At 63.9% G+C, this 17,346-nt stretch carries 19 protein-coding genes, 1 tRNA gene and 1 other RNA gene; 8 read left to right on the forward strand and 13 right to left on the reverse strand.

The window, feature by feature from the left end:
• Window positions 1-28: 28 nt before the first annotated feature.
• Window positions 29-1,600 carry an alpha/beta hydrolase gene (locus ACKAMS_RS11370; protein WP_408989055.1) on the reverse strand — a complete coding sequence of 524 codons (1,572 nt, stop codon included), beginning with the start codon at window positions 1,598-1,600 and terminating at the stop codon, window positions 29-31.
• Window positions 1,601-1,807: 207 nt separating this feature from the next.
• On the opposite strand from ACKAMS_RS11370, the gene panB reads away from it, so the two are divergent.
• From panB to pip, 3 genes are read left to right on the forward strand one after another with little or no spacing between them, the layout of a single operon-like run.
• Window positions 1,808-2,659, forward strand: a complete 852-nt coding sequence (panB, locus tag ACKAMS_RS11375) for a 3-methyl-2-oxobutanoate hydroxymethyltransferase (protein ID WP_133727521.1) — start codon at window positions 1,808-1,810, stop codon at window positions 2,657-2,659.
• 51 nt (window positions 2,660-2,710) lie between these two features.
• Complete coding sequence (locus tag ACKAMS_RS11380; protein WP_020969914.1) at window positions 2,711-3,151, forward strand: hypothetical protein; 441 nt, start codon at window positions 2,711-2,713, stop codon at window positions 3,149-3,151.
• A complete protein-coding gene (pip, locus tag ACKAMS_RS11385) occupies window positions 3,151-4,134 on the forward strand; it encodes a prolyl aminopeptidase (RefSeq protein WP_029255612.1) in 984 nt (327 codons plus the stop codon). The genes ACKAMS_RS11380 and pip overlap by 1 nt, the downstream gene beginning before the upstream one ends.
• A gap of 4 nt (window positions 4,135-4,138) precedes the next feature.
• Here pip and ACKAMS_RS11390 read toward each other — a convergent pair whose 3' ends face one another.
• The 3 genes from ACKAMS_RS11390 to rnpB all read right to left on the reverse strand — a co-directional run bounded on the left by ACKAMS_RS11390 (window position 4,139) and on the right by rnpB (window position 6,577).
• On the reverse strand, window positions 4,139-5,548 hold the full coding sequence (locus tag ACKAMS_RS11390; RefSeq protein ID WP_408989098.1) for an RNB domain-containing ribonuclease: 1,410 nt from the start codon (window positions 5,546-5,548) through the stop codon (window positions 4,139-4,141).
• 108 nt (window positions 5,549-5,656) lie between these two features.
• Window positions 5,657-5,842, reverse strand: a complete 186-nt coding sequence (locus tag ACKAMS_RS11395; RefSeq protein WP_007735457.1) for a hypothetical protein — start codon at window positions 5,840-5,842, stop codon at window positions 5,657-5,659.
• Window positions 5,843-6,162: 320 nt separating this feature from the next.
• Window positions 6,163-6,577, reverse strand: an RNA gene (gene rnpB, locus ACKAMS_RS11400) — RNase P RNA component class A.
• A 54-nt stretch (window positions 6,578-6,631) separates the two neighbouring features.
• Here rnpB and ACKAMS_RS11405 point away from each other — a divergent pair.
• Entirely contained in the window at window positions 6,632-7,159 is a 528-nt protein-coding gene (locus ACKAMS_RS11405) for a DUF1697 domain-containing protein (protein ID WP_019748952.1), read from the forward strand.
• 28 nt (window positions 7,160-7,187) lie between these two features.
• Window positions 7,188-8,423: an SLC13 family permease gene (locus ACKAMS_RS11410; protein WP_019748953.1), complete on the forward strand. Its 1,236-nt coding sequence runs from the start codon at window positions 7,188-7,190 to the stop codon at window positions 8,421-8,423.
• A gap of 29 nt (window positions 8,424-8,452) precedes the next feature.
• Here the strand turns inward: ACKAMS_RS11410 and ACKAMS_RS11415 are convergent, their stop codons facing one another.
• From ACKAMS_RS11415 to cobC, 4 genes are all read right to left on the reverse strand, one after another.
• The gene (locus tag ACKAMS_RS11415; protein ID WP_019748954.1) at window positions 8,453-9,577 is read right to left on the reverse strand and encodes a bifunctional RNase H/acid phosphatase; all 1,125 of its coding nucleotides are present in this window, start codon (window positions 9,575-9,577) and stop codon (window positions 8,453-8,455) included.
• On the reverse strand, window positions 9,574-10,311 hold the full coding sequence (locus ACKAMS_RS11420) for a zinc ribbon domain-containing protein (RefSeq protein ID WP_019748955.1): 738 nt from the start codon (window positions 10,309-10,311) through the stop codon (window positions 9,574-9,576). The genes ACKAMS_RS11415 and ACKAMS_RS11420 overlap by 4 nt, the downstream gene beginning before the upstream one ends.
• Before the next feature lie 108 nt (window positions 10,312-10,419).
• The gene (locus tag ACKAMS_RS11425) at window positions 10,420-11,553 is read right to left on the reverse strand and encodes a Nif3-like dinuclear metal center hexameric protein (RefSeq protein ID WP_019748956.1); all 1,134 of its coding nucleotides are present in this window, start codon (window positions 11,551-11,553) and stop codon (window positions 10,420-10,422) included.
• Complete coding sequence (gene cobC, locus ACKAMS_RS11430; protein WP_046378731.1) at window positions 11,550-12,584, reverse strand: Rv2231c family pyridoxal phosphate-dependent protein CobC; 1,035 nt, start codon at window positions 12,582-12,584, stop codon at window positions 11,550-11,552. The genes ACKAMS_RS11425 and cobC overlap by 4 nt, the downstream gene beginning before the upstream one ends.
• A 56-nt stretch (window positions 12,585-12,640) precedes the next feature.
• Between cobC and ACKAMS_RS11435 the strand changes: the two genes are divergently transcribed.
• From ACKAMS_RS11435 to ACKAMS_RS11445, 3 genes are read left to right on the forward strand one after another with little or no spacing between them, the layout of a single operon-like run.
• On the forward strand, window positions 12,641-13,336 hold the full coding sequence (locus tag ACKAMS_RS11435) for an HAD hydrolase-like protein (protein WP_019748958.1): 696 nt from the start codon (window positions 12,641-12,643) through the stop codon (window positions 13,334-13,336).
• Entirely contained in the window at window positions 13,323-13,832 is a 510-nt protein-coding gene (locus tag ACKAMS_RS11440; RefSeq protein WP_019748959.1) for a low molecular weight protein-tyrosine-phosphatase, read from the forward strand. Before ACKAMS_RS11435 ends, ACKAMS_RS11440 begins: the two co-directional genes overlap by 14 nt.
• 48 nt (window positions 13,833-13,880) lie before the next feature.
• On the forward strand, window positions 13,881-14,819 hold the full coding sequence (locus ACKAMS_RS11445) for an SURF1 family protein (protein ID WP_020908149.1): 939 nt from the start codon (window positions 13,881-13,883) through the stop codon (window positions 14,817-14,819).
• Here ACKAMS_RS11445 and ACKAMS_RS11450 read toward each other — a convergent pair.
• The 5 genes from ACKAMS_RS11450 to ACKAMS_RS11470 form a co-directional block, all read right to left on the reverse strand.
• Window positions 14,760-15,779 (reverse strand): cobalamin biosynthesis protein, encoded by a 1,020-nt coding sequence (locus tag ACKAMS_RS11450; protein WP_020908150.1) that lies wholly within the window; start codon window positions 15,777-15,779, stop codon window positions 14,760-14,762. The genes ACKAMS_RS11445 and ACKAMS_RS11450 overlap by 60 nt on opposite strands.
• A 65-nt stretch (window positions 15,780-15,844) precedes the next feature.
• Window positions 15,845-16,069: a hypothetical protein gene (locus tag ACKAMS_RS11455; RefSeq protein ID WP_003941648.1), complete on the reverse strand. Its 225-nt coding sequence runs from the start codon at window positions 16,067-16,069 to the stop codon at window positions 15,845-15,847.
• A gap of 92 nt (window positions 16,070-16,161) precedes the next feature.
• Window positions 16,162-16,233, reverse strand: a tRNA-Val gene (locus ACKAMS_RS11460).
• 32 nt (window positions 16,234-16,265) lie between these two features.
• Window positions 16,266-16,730: a peroxiredoxin gene (locus ACKAMS_RS11465; RefSeq protein ID WP_019748962.1), complete on the reverse strand. Its 465-nt coding sequence runs from the start codon at window positions 16,728-16,730 to the stop codon at window positions 16,266-16,268.
• 35 nt (window positions 16,731-16,765) lie between these two features.
• Complete coding sequence (locus ACKAMS_RS11470) at window positions 16,766-17,191, reverse strand: DUF3052 domain-containing protein (protein WP_003941575.1); 426 nt, start codon at window positions 17,189-17,191, stop codon at window positions 16,766-16,768.
• Between the last annotated feature and the right edge of the window lie 155 nt (window positions 17,192-17,346).

Raw genomic sequence — 17,346 nt, forward strand, 5'->3', positions numbered from 1 at the left:
ATAGGCGCAGCGTACGGCGTCGCGCCGGTTAACATGTCAGACCCTCTTCCGGTGCCTTCAAGTAAACGAAGTAGTCGACGACGGCATCGTCGACGCAGGAGTTTCCGTCCAGAACCACCGTGTGTTGGGTTCCGTCGAACGTGATCAGGGCAGCGCCCAACTGCTTGGCGAGATCCACTCCGGCCTGATACGGCGTTGCCGGATCCTGCGTCGTGGAGACGACGACCAACTGAGGCAGGCCGGCATCGGCGAGCGCCTGGGGGTCGAGCGCGTGGGGGCTGCCGGTAGCCGGAACGGGCCAGAACGCGCACAGGTCGAGCGGCGCTTGACCCGTCCCGCGGCCGTCGTCGAGGAACGGCGCCGCCTCGCGGTACCGAGTGTCGGATTCGCCGGCCTCGGCGCGGTCGGTGGTTGCCGGATCGTCCACGCAGCGAATGGCGTTGAACGCGTCGTTGATGTTGGAGTAGCTGCCGTCATCCTCACGGCCTTCGTACATGTCGGCGAGATTGAGCAGCGAGTCGCCGCGTCCGTCGGCCAGACTCGACAGACCCCCACGCAGCGGCGTCCACAACTGTGGCGAATACAGAGCCTGCTGCACGCCCGTGATCGCGTCGGAATAACTCAGCCCGCGCGGATCGGTGGTCTGTGCCGGCTTCTCGATCAACGGATCGACGAGTGCCTGAAAGCGTGCCTGCGCCTGCGCCGGATCATCACCCAGCGGGCAATCCGTTCGCGAGACACAGTCGGCGACAAAGGCGTCGAACGCGCCTTGGAAGCCCTGCCCCTGCAAGACCACTTCGTCGACCGGATCCTGCTCGGGGTCGAGCGCGCCGTCGAGGACCATCGCTCGGACGTTCTGCGGAAAGGTTTCCGCGTACGTGGATCCGAGCCGGGTCCCGTACGAGAACCCGAGGTAGTTCATCTTCGGATCGCCGAGAACGCCCCGAATGACGTCCATATCTCGCACCACCTCGTAGGTACCGACATGAGCGAGGAACTCCGTACCGGTCCGCTCAGCGCACTTGGCGGCGTAGTCCTTGCTGTCCGCCTCGGCGAGAGCGATGCCCTCCGGCGTCATGTCGACGTTGACCTCCGCACGCTCCGCGTCGGTCTCCACCGGCGTCAAACACCGAACCTGCGGGGTCGATGCCCCGATCCCCCGCGGATCGAAGCCGATCATGTCGAAACGTTCCTGCAGTTCGGTGCCCGAACCCGATGTCGCCATCGACAGCCCGGACCCACCCGGCCCGCCGGGGTTCAGCAACAGTGAGCCGATGCGGTCGCCGGTTGCCTTCGAACGCGAGATCACCACCTTCGCGGTGTCGCCGTTCGGATTCGCGTAGTCGACGGGAACGCTCACCTCGGCGCAGTCGACCCCACGCCCCAGCGGCGCAGTTCCTTCTTCGACAAATTGGTCGCACGAACCCCAGTCGAGCGTCTGCTCGTAGAATTTCTCGAGGCCGGACGGCACCGCGGACGCGGCAGAACCAGCAGGTTCCACTGATTCGGGCGTGCCTTCCGAACTGGTGCAACCCACAACCAACACGAGCACTGCTGCGCTTCCGGCGAGGGCACCGGAGAGGCGAACGAACTTCGACATGCCATTGATGGTGCCAGGAAACCTCGGTAGCCAGCGGTTCGCCTCGGTTCGGCACCTAACTGACAGGCACGCGGTGATGTGACCCATTGCACCCCGTCAACTATTCGTGTCGGCGATGTCCGGTGGCAGACTGAACACGTCATCACCCACACCCGGGGACCCGAAGGCGATCAACGCTCAGGGCCTCGAGGCCAGAAAGGGACAACGATGTCCGAAACACCTCTCTATGGTTCTGTACCCACTGCAAGCACTACTGATGCACCGAAGCGTAAGACGCGCATTCACCACCTCGCCGAGATGAAGCAGAACGGCGAACGCTGGTCGATGCTCACCGCTTACGACTACTCCACGGCACGCATCTTCGAAGACGCAGGCATCCCGGTGCTGCTCGTCGGCGACTCTGCCGCCAACGTCGTCTACGGCTACGACACCACCGTGCCGATCACCGTCGACGAACTGCTCCCGCTCGTGCGTGGCGTGGTTCGCGGCGCCCCGCACGCACTCGTCGTCGCCGACCTCCCCTTCGGCACCTACGAGGGTTCCGCCGAGCAGGCCCTTGCGACTGCGACACGGTTCATGAAGGAAGGCCTCGCGCACGCCGTCAAACTCGAGGGCGGCGAACGGATGAGCAAGCAGATCGCGGCTATCACCTCGGCCGGCATCCCCGTCATGGCTCACGTCGGATTCACCCCGCAGAGCGTGAACTCGCTCGGCGGATTCCGCGTCCAGGGTCGCGGCGACGCGGCCGAGCAGCTTGTGGCGGACGCCATTGCAGTCCAGGAAGCCGGGGCGTTCTCCGTCGTCATGGAAATGGTTCCGGCCGAGATTGCGGGCCAGGTCAGCCGCAAACTCACCATCCCCACCGTCGGCATCGGGGCCGGTTCCGAATGCGACGCTCAGGTACTCGTCTGGCAGGACATGGCGGGTTACACGAGCGGTAAGACAGCCAAGTTCGTCAAGCGTTTCGGTAACGTCGGTGACGAACTGCGTTCCGCAGCCGCCGCCTATGCATCAGAAGTTCGCACTGGCGCTTTCCCGGCCGCAGAACACAGTTTCTGATCCGAGACCGGCGAACGCCGCCTGTCTCTCAACCAGCCAGGGGTGCGTTCAATGATCGGTAACCGTCGAAGTTCTACTGCCGCAGCTGTAGTCGGCGCGGCAGCTCTCGTCACGGTGCTGAGCGGATGCGCGGGAGGGTCCACCAACTCTCCCGCGCCCAGCAGCACTACGCCCGCGAGTTCCACCAAGACGGCGCCGGCAACAACCTCCGCGTCCGGTTCGACGTTCACCGACGCTCAGGTCCAGCAGTTGTGCTCGGATATGGAAGGGCAGCTGCAGAACTGGCGGACCGTCACCCCGACGCTCGGCAAGGGCGGACTGAACACGATCGTCATCACGTGGGCGACGCAGAACGGCATCAACCTGCTCGATCTCGCCCAGAACCGCGAAAGCATCGACGCGGCAACCTCGGCCGCGTGCCCGGACGTCCGGGGCGGCGCGATTTCCGCACTCGAGATCCCCGATCTCGCCTCCGGACTGGTGGGCTTCTGATGAGCGAAACGTCAGCACAGCCGTCGACTCTGCGGAGTCTCTATCCCCCGATCGAACCCTTTGTCACCGGCTTCCTCGACGTCGGTGACGGCCAGAGCATGTACTGGGAAGTCAGCGGAAATCCGGACGGCAAGCCGGTGGTGTTCCTGCACGGTGGCCCCGGTGGCGGTGCACAACCGGCGGTACGCCAGTTCTTCGATCCGGCCGCATACCGCATCGTTCTACTCGACCAGCGCGGCTGCGGGCGATCCACCCCGCACGTTGCCGACGGCGCCGACCTGTCGGTGAACACCACGGACAAGCTGCTGGCCGACATCGAAGCCCTGCGCGAACATCTCTCGATCGACAAGTGGATGGTATTCGGGGGGTCCTGGGGTTCCACGCTTTCCATCGCCTACGCCGAAACGTTTCCCACGCGCGTCACGGAACTGGTTCTGCGCGGGATCTTTCTCCTGCGTCGTAGCGAGATCGACTGGTACTACAACGGCGGCGCGGGAAACATCTTCCCGGAGCGCTGGGACAAATTCCTCGAACCGGTACCCGAGGCGCAGCGCGGCGAAGACCTCGTCGCGGTCTATCACCAACTGCTCCATTCCGAAGACCCCGACGTCGCGGCCCGGGCAGCGATCGCCTGGTCGGCTTGGGAAGGATCGACGAGCTACCTGTACCCCCAGGCGGACAAGATCGAACAGAACTCCGAGACCAGGTTCGCCTTGGCCTTCGCTCGTATCGAGAACCACTACTTCGTCAACGGCGGATTCTTCGACGAGGGCCAGCTCCTACGCAAAAGCTCCGCACTGCACGGCATTCCGGGGACGATCGTCCAGGGCCGCTACGACGTCGTCTGCCCCGCCACCAGCGCCTGGGCGCTGCACAAGGCGTGGCCCGAATCCAAGCTCGTGATCGTCGACGACGCGGGACACTCCGCGATGGAGCCCGGCATCGCACATCACTTGGTGGAAGCCACCGATTCGTACCGGTAGCGCCCTACGCCGGGAACGTGAATTCCACCGTCCGTTTGACCGTGTCGACGGCGGTGAGTCGCACCTTTGCGCGCTCACCGTCGTCGGGCGTTCCGACGCATTTCGCAATCACTGCGACCGACGGGACAAACACTTCCGCCGAGCGCTTTCCGTCCTTGGCGCGCATCACCACCGCGTCGAAGACCTCGCCGACCCGACCGTCGAGCAGCGTGGACTCGGTCAGATCGATGCACGCGCGGTCGACCTTGTTCGCCAGTGAGTCGGACCCACTCATGATGTCGGGCAACTCGGGAAGGGCGGTGCGCACCCATTCCGGTACTGGCGTACCAGCTGTGATCGCCAGACACACCTCGGTGCTGAAGCGATCGGACAGCCGGCGCAGTGGAGCCGTCACATGAGCGTAGGGCGCTCCGATCCCCGCATGCACCGTCAACTCCGGTAGCTGGCCGTCGAAGGCCGCGTAGTCTGCGCCGCGCAGCAACGACGGCGCAACCGACATCAGCGCCATCGTCGACGGCTCGTTGGAATCGAGTCCGGCAAGAATCTGCCCGACGCTTCGACCCTCCGGCCACGTGATACCCAGCGCCACTGCAGTTCTCCGCAGGGTGCGAACCGCGGACTCCTCGGCCGGCGGCAGCGTGCGAAGCAGCCCGATACCTGCGTCGATCATCATGCGGCCGGCACACATCCCGGTCAGCAGCGACACTTCTGCGTTCCAGTCGTCCGCTTCGGTGCGTGGCTCGAGCTCGATCCGCCAGCGAGCCGAGGACTCGTCCTCTGGCTGATCCCGAACCACTGACTGCTCGGGCAGTTTCAGCTCGATGGCGCCCCTGGCAACCGCCGAGGCACTGCGCAATCGTCCGAATTCCGGTAGTGCGGCGATCGACGTATGCAAGGTGCCCGCGTCGGCGTCACGTTGCACGGTCGAATAATCCAGACGCGCCACCGATTTCACCAGAGCGCGTCTCACCTGCCATGACGTGGGCTCGGCCTGGGCGTCCAACTCGATACGCCACAGTGCGGCGGGGCGAACCACGTCCGGCAGCAGACTCGCCGATCCCTCCGACAACGCCCGAGGATGCAGCGGAACGGAACCGTCCGGGAGATAGAAGGTTTGGCCACGCTTGCGGGTTTCGACGTCGAGCGCACCGCCCGGCGTCACCACCGCCGCGACGTCGGCGATCGCGTAGTGCACGACGTACCCGGTCGAGGTCTTCTCGATGTGCACTGCCTGGTCGAGGTCCATCGATCCGGGAGGGTCGATGGTCACGAAGGCGATACCCGTTTCGTCGACACGCCCGGCACCGAAACGATCCACGGCATTCTCGGCCTCGGCCTGCGCCGCGGCCGAGAATGCTCCCGGCAAGTCGAACTCCGCCCGAACCACTCCGAAGTCGATTCCCTGCACCATCATTCGACTTGCGGGCACGCATCCTCCATGATCGGTTCGGGCCGGTGTAGCTGCTGTACCGGTCCCAGTTGTTCGAGTCCCAGTTGTTCCAAGTCTCAGTTGTTCCAAGTCTCAGTTGTTCCAGTCTTCGTCTGCCCGATCGGCGGCTTTGTTGCGTTCGGCAGCGATCTTCAATGCATGCTCGGCAGAGTCCCGATCAGGGTACGGCCCCATCCTCGTCAACGAGGACGCGCCCTTTCCCTGCGTGACGGAACCGTCGGACACGTCGAAGTACCAGAGTCGATCTTCATCAGTCATATCCACAGTGTGACATCAGAGTGAGATAGAAGCTTGTAGATCGCTGTGAGACTGATATTCTTTCTACTTGGCCTGGCAGGTGAGAACCGGACATTCGAACGGTGAGTTCTGCTTGAATGCCCAACACAAGCTACGAACAGAAAATGGAGTGCGCATGTCCGCAATTCTTTACGATTACCTCCTCCCGCTCATGGGCCATGACGCGGCAACGTACTGGGCTACGCTGCTGGTCATCAAGCCTGTCTGACAGCTTTTCGAACAAAAGAAGACCCCCACCGATCCGGTGGGGGTCTTCTTTTTCTCACTGTGCAGATCACGGGCGGACGAGTCGGCGTGTAAGCCGGATCCTGTCCTGCGGCACCGAAGTGCCGAGTGGCGACCATCCATCTGGGCACACCGTCGCCGGGTGCCTCGAGCGGTTCACCCGCAGGCTCGGGCGAGCAGCCCTCGAACACCTGCGCAGCCGCACCGCGAGCGATGCGACCTTCAACCTTGCTCCGGGCGGGGTTTACCTAGCCACCCCGGTCACCCGAGGTGCTGGTGCGCTCTTACCGCACCGTTTCACCCTTACCTGCCTCGAAAGGCAGGCGGTCTGTTTTCTGTGGCACTGTCCCGCGAGTTGCCTCGGGTTGCCGTTAACAACCGCCCTGCTCTGTGGAGTCCGGACTTTCCTCGGCCCCAGGCCTGTGCGTGGTACACGCTGGTTCCAGAAGCCGCGGCCGCCCGGCCAACTCGTCCGCCCCCGTATGCTACCGGGCGCCTGTCGGTGGCCGGCACTATGGTCACCTTATGACTCGGTACGTGGCCCTGCTACGCGGTATCAACGTGGGCGGCATCAACATCAAGATGGCGGACCTCGCGAGAGTCTTCGGCGACCTCGGATTCCAAGGCGTGAAAACCGTCCTGGCCTCGGGCAACGTTCTGTTCGACAGTCCGAGCACCGACATCTCGTCGCTGAAGAAACAGATCGAATCCGCCCTCGCCCGCGAGTTCGGCTACGAGGCTTGGGTATTCGTCCTCGACATTCCGACACTGCAAGCGATCGTGGACAACTACCCGTTCGACCGAGAACGCGAGGGTTGGCATGCTTACGCGATGGTTGCCTCCGAGCCGGAAATCCTCGAGGAATTGAGTGCTGCGGCAGCGCAACTCGATGCCTCGGTCGAACGCGTGGTGGCCGGCGACGGAGTCCTGTACTGGGAGGTCGAGAAGGGGCAGACCGTCAAGAGCGCGTTCGGCAGGAACACCGGAAAACCGAAGTTCAAGGCGTTCACCACAACCCGAAACCTGAACACGCTCTACAAACTGCTCAAATGACGCTTGCCCCGACACGGAGCACCAGCGCGTGACTCTTCTACCGATCCTGCTCGTCGCCGTCGTCCTCGTCTTCGCGATAGTGCGTCCACGTGGGCTTCCCGAGATCGTCATCGCCGGGCCGGCAGCTGTCGTCGTTCTCCTGACCGGTGTCGTCACTCTCGACGAAGCCCGCGAAGAACTGACGAGCATGGCACCCACCGTCGTCTTCCTGGTTGCCGTGCTGGTTCTCGCTCATGCCGCGGACGCTCTCGGCGTCTTTCGCTGGGTCAGCCAGATCCTGCAGCAAAAATCCCTCGCCGATCCGCACCGGTTGCTGATTTACGTATTCGGCGCGGCTGCCCTGACCACGGCGGTCCTGAGCCTCGACGCCACCGTCGTACTTCTGACACCCGCAGTGATCGCCGCCGCACGATCCATCGGAGCAAGTCCGCGGCCCCATTCGTATGCCAGTGCGCACCTGTCGAACTCGGCGTCGACGCTCCTGCCTGTGTCGAACCTGACCAACCTCATCGCTTTTGCTGCAACAGGTTTGACGTTCTTGCACTTCACCGCGTTGATGGCGTTGCCGTGGGTCGTGACGATCGCTGTCGAATATCTGATCTTCCGACTGTTCTTCCGTTCCGAACTCGTCCGCTCGGAAAACACAGAGCCACCGGCAAGTAAAACTTCCTCGCCTGCGCCGAGTCTGCCGCTGGCGGTGATCGGACTGACGCTGGTCGGTTTCGCGGTTTCGGGTTTCTTCGGGATCGAACCCGCCTGGATCGCTGTGGTGGGTGCGAGTGTTCTGGGAGCGATCGCTCTGGCTCGGCACCGTACGACCGCCGCCAAGATGCTCTACGCTGCCGACCTCTGGTTCTGCGCGTTCGTCCTGGTTCTCGGGATCATCGTCGCCGGAGTCGCGAACGGGCCGGTGGGAGAATGGATTGCGCAGATCCTGCCAGGCGACACCAGCTACGGATCACTGCTATTCGTCGCCGTGGTCGCTGCGCTCGCGTCCAACCTCGTCAATAACCTGCCGGCAACCTTGCTGATGATCGCGGCGCTCGGGACGGGAGCACCTCCAGGCCTGGTGCTCGCGATGTTGATCGGCGTCAACCTCGGGCCCAACCTCACCTACGTGGGCTCTCTCGCGACAATGCTCTGGCGACGAGTTGCCACCAGCGCGGGCGCACCGCCCACGCTGGCGACGTTCACTCTGCTCGGGGTCATCACGACGCCACTGACGCTGCTCGCCGCCGTGAGCGCCCTGTGGTTGGTGATCTGATCAACGGATGATCAGCAGTCGGGGCATTTTCAGCGAAGATGTGACGTGTCGTTGACCAACCGGACCGAGGCTCCCCCGTCTGGATAGAACTCGGTGATACTCAGCGACGCCAGATCCAGATGCAACCGGTACAGCAACGACGGCCCGGCATCGAGGGCCAGTTGCACCAACGTCTTGATCGGGGTGACGTGAGAAACGACCAACAGCGTCGCGCCGCCGTAGGTCGAGATCAGGTCGTCGCGCGCGGCGACGACTCGTTCTCGTACCTCGTCGAAACTCTCGCCGCCGGGTGGGCGCACCGAAGTGTCCGAGAGCCATTCGCGATGCAGGTCCGGATCGCGCTCGGCTGCCTCGCGGAAGGTGAGTCCGTCCCAGTCGCCGAAATCGGTTTCGATCAAACCTTTGTGCTCGACGACGGGAAGACCGAGCACGCGGGCCGATGCCTCTGCCGTCTCACGGGTTCTGCCGAGGGGTGAGCAGACGATGGCGTCGATACCGCCGCGGTTCCCGAAGCGTGCAGCCGCGCCGGCGGCCTGCGCGCGGCCCAATTCCGTGAGCTCGGGATTGCCGCGTCCGGAGTAGCGGCGATCGACCGACATCGCCGTCTGTCCGTGACGTAGCAACAACATTCGTGTCGGCTTGCCGGTGGTGGCGATCCATCCCGGAGAGCCGGCGATCTGCGGTTCCGACGTCTCTTCTGACGGCGCGGCGGGTGCAGCTGGTGCGGGGGTCGCGGTTTCGATGCCGGCAGCAGCGTCCATCGCCTCGTTGGCAAGACGATCGGCATGAGAATTCTCGCCGCGCGGAATCCACGTGTAGGTCACTCGCGAGAACTGCGTCGCCAACTCGGCTGCGCGTCGCTGCAGCGGAATCATGTCCGGGTGCTTGACCTTCCAGCGCCCGGACATCTGCTCGACGACCAGCTTGGAGTCCATACGGACGTCGACCGTCGACGCTCCGAGTTCACCGGCAGCGGTCAACCCTGCGATCAGCCCGCGGTACTCGGCGACGTTGTTGGTCGCAATTCCGATGCTTTCCTTGCGTTCGGCCAACACCGAGCGGGTGGAGTCGAAGACCACGGCGCCGTAGCCGGCCGGGCCGGGGTTGCCGCGTGATCCACCGTCGGCCTCGACGATGACCTGCGTGGGAGTCACAGACCGGACTCCTTGGTACGCACCATGATTGCATTGCACTCTGGGCAACGAACGACGACGTCGGCCGGTGTCGCGGCGATTCGGGAGATCTCGCCGCGGTCGATCTCGATCCGGCAAGCGCCACATCGGCGTGCCTGCAGAAGCGCCGCGCCCGGTCCGCCCAGGGTGCGCTGCTTCTCGTAGACAGCAAGGAAATCGGCGGGGAATTCACCGACAAGTCGTTCACGATCGGCGGCGCAACGCTCTTGCGCCTTGTCCAGATCGGCGACGGCGTCGTCGCGGCGACGCTTGGCGTCGATCAGCTCTTCTTCGGCCTGAGACAGCTGGGCACCGGCATGATCGTGATCGGCCTGCAACGCCTCACGCTGCTCCATCACTTCGAGCAACTCGTCCTCGAGGAGCCCCTGACGCCTGACCAGGCTGCCGAGTTCGTGTTCGAGTTCGGTGAGCTGCTTCGCCCCGACCGACCCACTCTGCAACAGAGTGCGGTCACGATCCTCGCGCTGACGAACCGCGTCGACCTCGCCTTCGAGCTTGCGAATGTCGCGATCGATGTCGTCGATCTGAATTTCGACGGCTACGGACGCATCTTTACGGCTGATTCGCTCGGCCTCGAGACGTTCGACTTCCTGCTGCTCGGGAAGCGCTCCGCGTCGGTGGGTGATCCGAGTGAGCTCAGCATCCACCCCGGCGAGGTCGAGAAGCTTGGATTGCACCTGTGGTTCGACGTTCACGCTGTATAACTCCTGCTGTAAGTCCGATGTCGGCAGTGCTCGCGAAGGACGGCTCTCGAAGAACTGCTCTTGAATTGTTCGTGCAACCGTACCTTGCAGAGCGCTGCACTAATGCGCACTCAAACACCACGGATCGGTGCGAATTGTCGAAACCCGGCTTTCCCACCCCGGATTGTCGGCAAACGCGGCGTCGAGCACCGATTTCGCCTGCGCACACCACGGGTATTCACTAGCCCAATGGGCGACATCGACCAGTGCCGGGCCACCGGCACGAAGATGCTCGTCCGCGGGATGATGCCGCAGGTCCGCAGTGACGTAGACGTCGGCGCCCAGCGCCGCCACCACGTCCAGATACGAGTCGCCGGAACCGCCGCACACCGCCACGGTACGAACGGTCGCGTCCGGATCTCCGGCAGCGCGAACACCCCACTCGGTCGAGGGCAGTGAGCGCGCCACTCGCGCCGTGAACTCTCGCAATGTTTCGGGGTGCTCGAGCTCACCCACCCGCCCCAGACCGAGCGAACTGGGGAACGCTGCGAGTTCGAAGACATCGAAGGCTGGTTCCTCGTACGGGTGGGCGGCACGCAATGCGCCCAGCACCGCACTTCGCTTTCCGCGTGGGGCAATCACTTCCACACGATCCTCGCGAACCTGCTCCACAGCGCCGACAGTCCCGATCGTCGGATTCGCACCGTCGGCTGGCAAGAACTGACCCGTACCGGTGACCGTCCAACTGCACTGGCTGTAGTCGCCGATCCGCCCAGCCCCGGCCTCGAAAAGTGCATCCTGCACGGCCGATGCATTCTCCACCGGAACCATGACGACCCACTTGTCGAGCGGCTGCGTCGGCTTGGGTTCGATCGGGCGCAGCACGGTCAGGCCCAGGGCCTGCGCCAACGCGTCGGACACTCCGGGGTCGGCGGAGTCCGCATTGGTGTGCGCCGAGAACAGTGCGCACCCCGCCTTGATGAGCTTGTGGACCAACGCACCTTTGGGTGTGTGAGCACCGACGGTGTCCACCCCACGCAGCAGAAGTGGGTGGTGAACGACCAGAAGGTCGGCACCGGAGGCGATGGCGTCGTCGACCACTGCCTCGGTCGGATCCACCGCGAAAACCACTCTCGTCACCGCGTCCGCAGGATCGCCGCAGACCAGACCGACCGAATCCCACGATTCCGCCAGGGCGGGCGGATAAGCAGATTCCAGCACGGCTATGACGTCCGCAAGAATTGGGCCGCTCACAAGATCTCCTTCATCGCTTCGATCAGTACCGAGACCTGCTCGGCTGGACGGACGGCAACGCGCAACTGATCGGGCCCGAGTCCGGGAAAGGTGTCGCACCGGCGGACGGCGATACCGCGGGCACGCAGGTGCTCTCGCATCGAGGCGCCGTCGCGGACGTCGACGAGCACGAACGGCCCCGCAGCGGGTTCGTGCACGGCAATCCCGATCTCGGTCAGTCGCCGGGACATGTCTCGGCGGTCTGCGGCAATCGATTCGGCTTTGATCCTCGACTGCTCGACCGCGAACGGTTCGCAGCACGCCGTGATGGCCTCGATCTGCAGACTGCCCAATGGCCAGTGGGCTCGGCCCTGAGCCAGTCGAGCGAGAAGATCCGGAGAGCCGATCGCGTACCCACACCGCAATCCGGCGAGTGCCCACGTCTTGGTCAGGCTCCGAAGCACGAGTACATCCGCCGACTCGACACCTGCGATGCTCTCCGCTTCGCCGGGGATCGCGTCGCCGAATGCCTCGTCCACCACCAGGATCCGGCCCGGCCGACGCAATGCCAACACATCGGCCTTGGGGTGAAGCACGGACGTCGGATTGGTCGGATTGCCCAGAACGACAAGGTCCGCGGATTCTGGTACCTGCGCGGCCCGAAGCTCGAAAGGCGGCTCCAGAATCACCTGCGTCACCGGTACACCGGCCTCTCGCAGCGCCAGTTCCGGCTCGGTGAAGGACGGATGGATCAGCGCTGCCGACCGAGAGCCCAGGCGCGGCAGCATCGCGAATCCCTCGGCACCGCCCGAGAGCAACAACACCTCTTCGGGCCGGCGCCCGTGCCGCTGCGCGACGGTTTCGCGGGCTTTCAGTTCCGCTGCAGCCGACGGGTACGAACCGAGCGTCGACAGCCCTGCGGCCAGCCGATCCCGCAACCACTTCGGTGGGCCGGAGCCTTGAACGTTGACGGCAAAATCGAGTAACCCGGGCTCCGCTTCGACATCTCCGTGATGTCGCAAGCTCTCCAGGTCAACCGTTCCGGTACTCACCCGGTCAGCCTACGGTCGAGCACCGTGCGCGGACATCACCCCTGCCGTCCGGGACAATGAGTGCCGTGACGACACCACCCCTCGACCGTTTTCCTGTAGTTCTGTTCGATCTGGACGGAACCATCACCGATTCCGCTCCCGGCATTCACGGCGGCTTCCGACATGCGTTGGCAACTGTCGGCCATCCGGAGCCGACGGAAGCGATGTTGGCATCGGTGATCGGCCCGCCGATGGTCGATACCTTCAGGTCACTCGGCATGGCCCCGGCGGACGTGGATCGGGCGATCGCCGCGTACATCGAGCGTTACGACGCGACCGGGTGGCAGGAGAACTCGGTGTACGAGGGTATGGACGTCGTCCTGGGTAAAGCTCGCGCGAGCGGCACCCGACTGGCCGTCGCCACCTCGAAGTCGGAGCGATTCGCCATTCGAATCCTGGAGCATTTCGGCCTGGCCGAGCACTTCGAGTTCATCGGCGGCGCAAGTGACGACGGAACTCGTCGGGCGAAACCCGATGTGATCGCGCACTCGCTGACCTCACTCGGGATCACTCCCGTCCTCGCCGCCGACGGCGGAACCCCCGACGTGCTCATGATCGGCGATCGTGATCACGACGTGCTCGGCGCCGCGAAGTACGGCATCCCCACCGTCGTCGTCGAATGGGGCTACGGTTCCGCCGAGGAAGCGCGGCAAGCGTTTCGCTCCGTATCGTCGGCATCCGAACTGGGAGGACTTCTCGATGGCCGCCTCTGAACCACTCCACGTGACTGAACCACTCCACGTGACTGAACCACTCCACGTGACGTTTGTGTGCACCGGCAATATCTGCCGGTCACCGATGGCCGAAAAGATCTTGCTCGCGCATCTGGGCCGTGAAGGCCTCGCCGACCGGGTGCGTGTCAGCAGCGCCGGTACCGAGGGGTTTCACACCGGTAGCGAGGCCGACGAGCGGACCAACGTCGTGCTCCGATCGGCCGGATATCCGACGGGCCACAGCGCCGCGCAGGTCAATGCAGATCATCTCGCCGCCGATCTTGTCGTCGCCCTCGACACCGGGCACGAACGTGAGCTTGCTCATCTCGGCGTGCCCACCGAGCGTCGGCGCCTACTGCGATCGTTCGACCCCGAGGCGGACGGAGAATCGGTTCCGGACCCGTACTACGGGGATCAGGAGGACTTCGAACTGGTTCGAGACCAGATCGAAGCGGCCATTCCCGACATACTCGACTGGATCCGCGAGCGAGCCTGAACCCGGAGCAAAATTCACTCCCGTTCGGGCAACGGATACCGTGGACGTGTGCGAAGACTGAAATTCCTGTTGCGGCCCGGTTGGTTGGTACTGGCAGCTGTGGTCGGGCTCTTCGCCTACCTGTGCTTCACCGTGCTCGCTCCGTGGCAGCTCGGCAAGAACACGAAGACCGAGCACCGCAATGATTTGATCTCGAACTCGATCAACGCGGAGACCGTGCCGATCGGTGATGTCGTCGCCGATTCGACGGTCGCACCGGACGACGAATGGCGAAACATCACCGCGGCAGGTACCTATCTACCCGACGCCGATATCCTCGTCCGCCTGCAGTCCATCGAGGGCGCGCCGTCGTACGAGATCCTGACGCCTTTCCGCCTCGACGACGGTCGCACAATCCTCGTCAATCGCGGATACGTTCGGCCGATCAACGGCGCCGAGGCACCGCCCATCGCTGCGCCGCCGACCGATCCGGTCACTCTCAACGGCCGTGTGCGCCTGTCGGAAGGCACTGCTCCCGGCCGAGTTCCGATGTTCGAGGACGGTGCGAAGCAGGTCTACTCCATCGACGCACAGCCGATCGGCGAGTTCATCGGAACGGACCTGATCGACGCGTACATCCAACTCGAACCCGACCAGCCCGGCGGTCTCGGCACGATCCCGCTCCCCCAACTCGACGCGGGCCCCTACCTCTCGTACGGGTTCCAATGGCTGGCGTTCGGCATCATGGCGCCGCTCGGACTGGCTTACTTCATTCGCGCCGAGTGGCGCGAACGTCGCAAGGAAAAGGCAGCTCAAGCAGCTGTGGACGGTTTCGCAGCCGACGACGCCGCTGCCGAGACGACCCCGGAAGCGGCAGTGTCCGCGCCTGCCGCACCCCCCGGCGAACCGGCTCGAACCTTCAGCCGTCGCAAGAAGCCGGAGCCGGAATCAGTGCCGCTCACGGCGCAGGAAGCCAAACTTGCCGATCGATACGGCAATACCCGCTGAAATACCCGCTGACACCACAGCTGCACTGATCTGCACCGCCGACGAAAGCCTCGCCGCGCGGCGCAGATCATTCGGCGTCGGCACAGGCCCGCGGCCGAGGACGGGACGCATCTCCACCCCGTGCGCGTACTCGGTCCGACCACCCAACGAAATGCCCAACGCCCCTGCCGCCGACGCTTCCGCGACGCCCGCATTGGGGCTTGGATGAGCCGCTGCGTCGCGTTTCCACGCTGCCAGTGATTCCTGAACCGAGCCGCCCACCACCGGGGCACACGCAGCCGTCAGCGCACCGGTCAGCCGAGCCGGGACGATGTTGACCAGGTCGTCGAACCTCGCCGCAGCCCACCCGAATCTGAGGTACTTCTCGGAGCGGTAGCCGATCATCGCGTCGAGTGTGTTGGCAGCGCGGTAGACGAACAGACCTGGCACGCCCGCAATTGCACCCCAGAACACTGCGCCGACGGTTGCATCCGAGGTGTTCTCGGCAACCGACTCGAGCGCTGCACGCGTGAGGCCCTCCTCGCCCAGCACCGAGGGATCGCGTCCGCAGAGTGAAGGAAGTAGCTCACGCGCTGTCGTCAGGTCGCCGTCGACCTGTGACGCCTCCAATCGAGCGGCCATGTCGATGCCGGTGCGTGCAAGCGACGTTCCGCCGAGCACGGCCCAGGTAGCTATCGCCGTCGTACCCGTGACGGCCACCCAACCGGCCCGGCGCGACGCTGCTTCGGCTGTGAGGCCAAGTCCTGCGGTGCCGGCCAAGAGCACGGCAACATGAAGTGTTCCGGCCGCGCGCGAGTCCCGGTAGGACATCTTCTGCAGCGCGATAGCCGCGGTTCCGAAGCCGGCAACCGGATGGAACCGCCCCGGATCGGCGAATGCCCGATCCGCAACGAAGCCGAGGAGAAGCCCGGCAGCTCGCGCATTGAATCGAGATTGGGACGAACGAACCGAAATCTGCACGAGCGTAGTTGTAGCAGCGACGCTCGTTCTCTGGCCAACCGTCACATGTCTGCCCGAGCTGAGCTCTATCCGTCCCAGTCGATCGTCAGGTAGATCAAGCGGTGCATTCGGTTGATTTCCCAGACTCGGGCAATCCCGGTCGCCAGTGCGTCGCTTTGGGAACGAACCCGGATCGTCTGCCCCGGGAACAACGCAACACTGAGACTGGGCATCTCGGCGATATGTATGTGCGGACGGGTGGGATGCACGCGCGTCGGGTCGACGGCTACTTCGATCACAGAACTGGACATGCGTCCAGAATGGCGTATTGCGGACAATTCGTTGCCGAAAATGAAAAACCCCGATCTGCGTCGACATGCAGATCGGGGTTTGAATTCTTCGGTGGGCGCGGAGGGTTTCGAACCCCCGACCGCTGGTGTGTAAAACCAGAGCTCTACCACTGAGCTACACGCCCGAACTCCCGGTGAGACCCTCACCGGGAGTGCTCTAAGACTCTAGCGCGGCAAGCGCGTTTGCCCAAAGTCCGTGGTCACGGGCTTCTCCGGGGCCGTTCATCTCGGCAAAACGAATGACTCCGTCTTTGTCGATGACAAAGGTGCCACGATTCGCGAAGCCCAACTTGTCGTTGAACACCTCGTACTTCTGAGCGACTTCACCGTGCGGCCAGAAGTCCGACAGCAAGGGAAATGTGTATCCCTGCTCAGCCGACCAGATCTTGTGAGTCGGCGAAGCACCGACAGAAATCGCGAGAATGGCAGTGTCGTCGTTCTCGAACTTCGGAAGCTCGTCACGGACCTTGCAGAGTTCCCCCTGACAAGTCCCGGTGAAGGCCAACGGATAGAAGACCAGCAGAACATTCTTCTTACCGCGGAAATCTGCGAGCGAGACTTCCTGGTTGTTCTGGTCCTTCAAGGTGAAATCCGGTGCCTGGGCACCAACTTCGAGAGGCATGTGCAATTCCTTGGGAAAGTGCGGAAAGGGCCGGGTCAGCGCTTGTTGGCCGGACGAGCCTTCGGCTGAACCAGTCGACTTCCCGACCAGTCACCGAGGTTGGCTGCCGATGTCTGCGTCAAGCCGGCAGTCGGCGCCGATTCGGCGATCTCGCTGGGCTCGACATGTCCGTCGAGACCGGTCTTGGGAGTGAGAACCCACACGAAGCCTTCGTCGGCGAGGGGCCCGATGGCATCCATCAAGGCATCCACCAGGTCACCGTCCTCGTCGCGCCACCACAGCAGCACGACGTCGATGACCTCGTCGGAATCCTCGTCGAGCATTTCCCCGCCGATGGTTTCCTCAACCGCGGCACGAATGCCGTCGTCGGTATCCTCATCCCAGCCCAGTTCCTGCACCACCATGTCAGTGGTAATCCCGAGTTTCTGAGCGTAGTTCTGGGCATCCGCCGCGGCGACCACGGTGGGGTCCTCCTTTTGTTGATGGTGTGTGGCGACCCCGCACACCTACCGTTTGACGATCAATTAGGGAAAGCGAACATGGTCTGAGGCGTTAGCGCAAGCCGACCACGCCGAAAACTTTCACCAAAGATCGTCTTCTGACACACGGCGAACCT

The sequence above is a fragment of the Rhodococcus sp. 5A-K4 genome, from assembly GCF_046097995.1.
GTDB lineage: Bacteria > Actinomycetota > Actinomycetes > Mycobacteriales > Mycobacteriaceae > Rhodococcus_F > Rhodococcus_F erythropolis.

Excerpts from the sequence above, each read along its gene's own strand:
- ACKAMS_RS11370 (WP_408989055.1), bottom strand. The coding sequence starts at position 1,600 with ATGTCGAAGTTCGTTCGCCTCTCCGGTGCCCTCGCCGGAAGCGCAGCA.
- panB (WP_133727521.1), top strand. The coding sequence starts at position 1,808 with ATGTCCGAAACACCTCTCTATGGTTCTGTACCCACTGCAAGCACTACT.
- ACKAMS_RS11380 (WP_020969914.1), top strand. The coding sequence starts at position 2,711 with ATGATCGGTAACCGTCGAAGTTCTACTGCCGCAGCTGTAGTCGGCGCG.
- pip (WP_029255612.1), top strand. The coding sequence starts at position 3,151 with ATGAGCGAAACGTCAGCACAGCCGTCGACTCTGCGGAGTCTCTATCCC.
- ACKAMS_RS11390 (WP_408989098.1), bottom strand. The coding sequence starts at position 5,548 with ATGATGGTGCAGGGAATCGACTTCGGAGTGGTTCGGGCGGAGTTCGAC.
- ACKAMS_RS11395 (WP_007735457.1), bottom strand. The coding sequence starts at position 5,842 with ATGACTGATGAAGATCGACTCTGGTACTTCGACGTGTCCGACGGTTCC.
- ACKAMS_RS11405 (WP_019748952.1), top strand. The coding sequence starts at position 6,632 with ATGACTCGGTACGTGGCCCTGCTACGCGGTATCAACGTGGGCGGCATC.
- ACKAMS_RS11435 (WP_019748958.1), top strand. The coding sequence starts at position 12,641 with ATGAGTGCCGTGACGACACCACCCCTCGACCGTTTTCCTGTAGTTCTG.
- ACKAMS_RS11440 (WP_019748959.1), top strand. The coding sequence starts at position 13,323 with ATGGCCGCCTCTGAACCACTCCACGTGACTGAACCACTCCACGTGACT.
- ACKAMS_RS11455 (WP_003941648.1), bottom strand. The coding sequence starts at position 16,069 with ATGTCCAGTTCTGTGATCGAAGTAGCCGTCGACCCGACGCGCGTGCAT.
- ACKAMS_RS11465 (WP_019748962.1), bottom strand. The coding sequence starts at position 16,730 with ATGCCTCTCGAAGTTGGTGCCCAGGCACCGGATTTCACCTTGAAGGAC.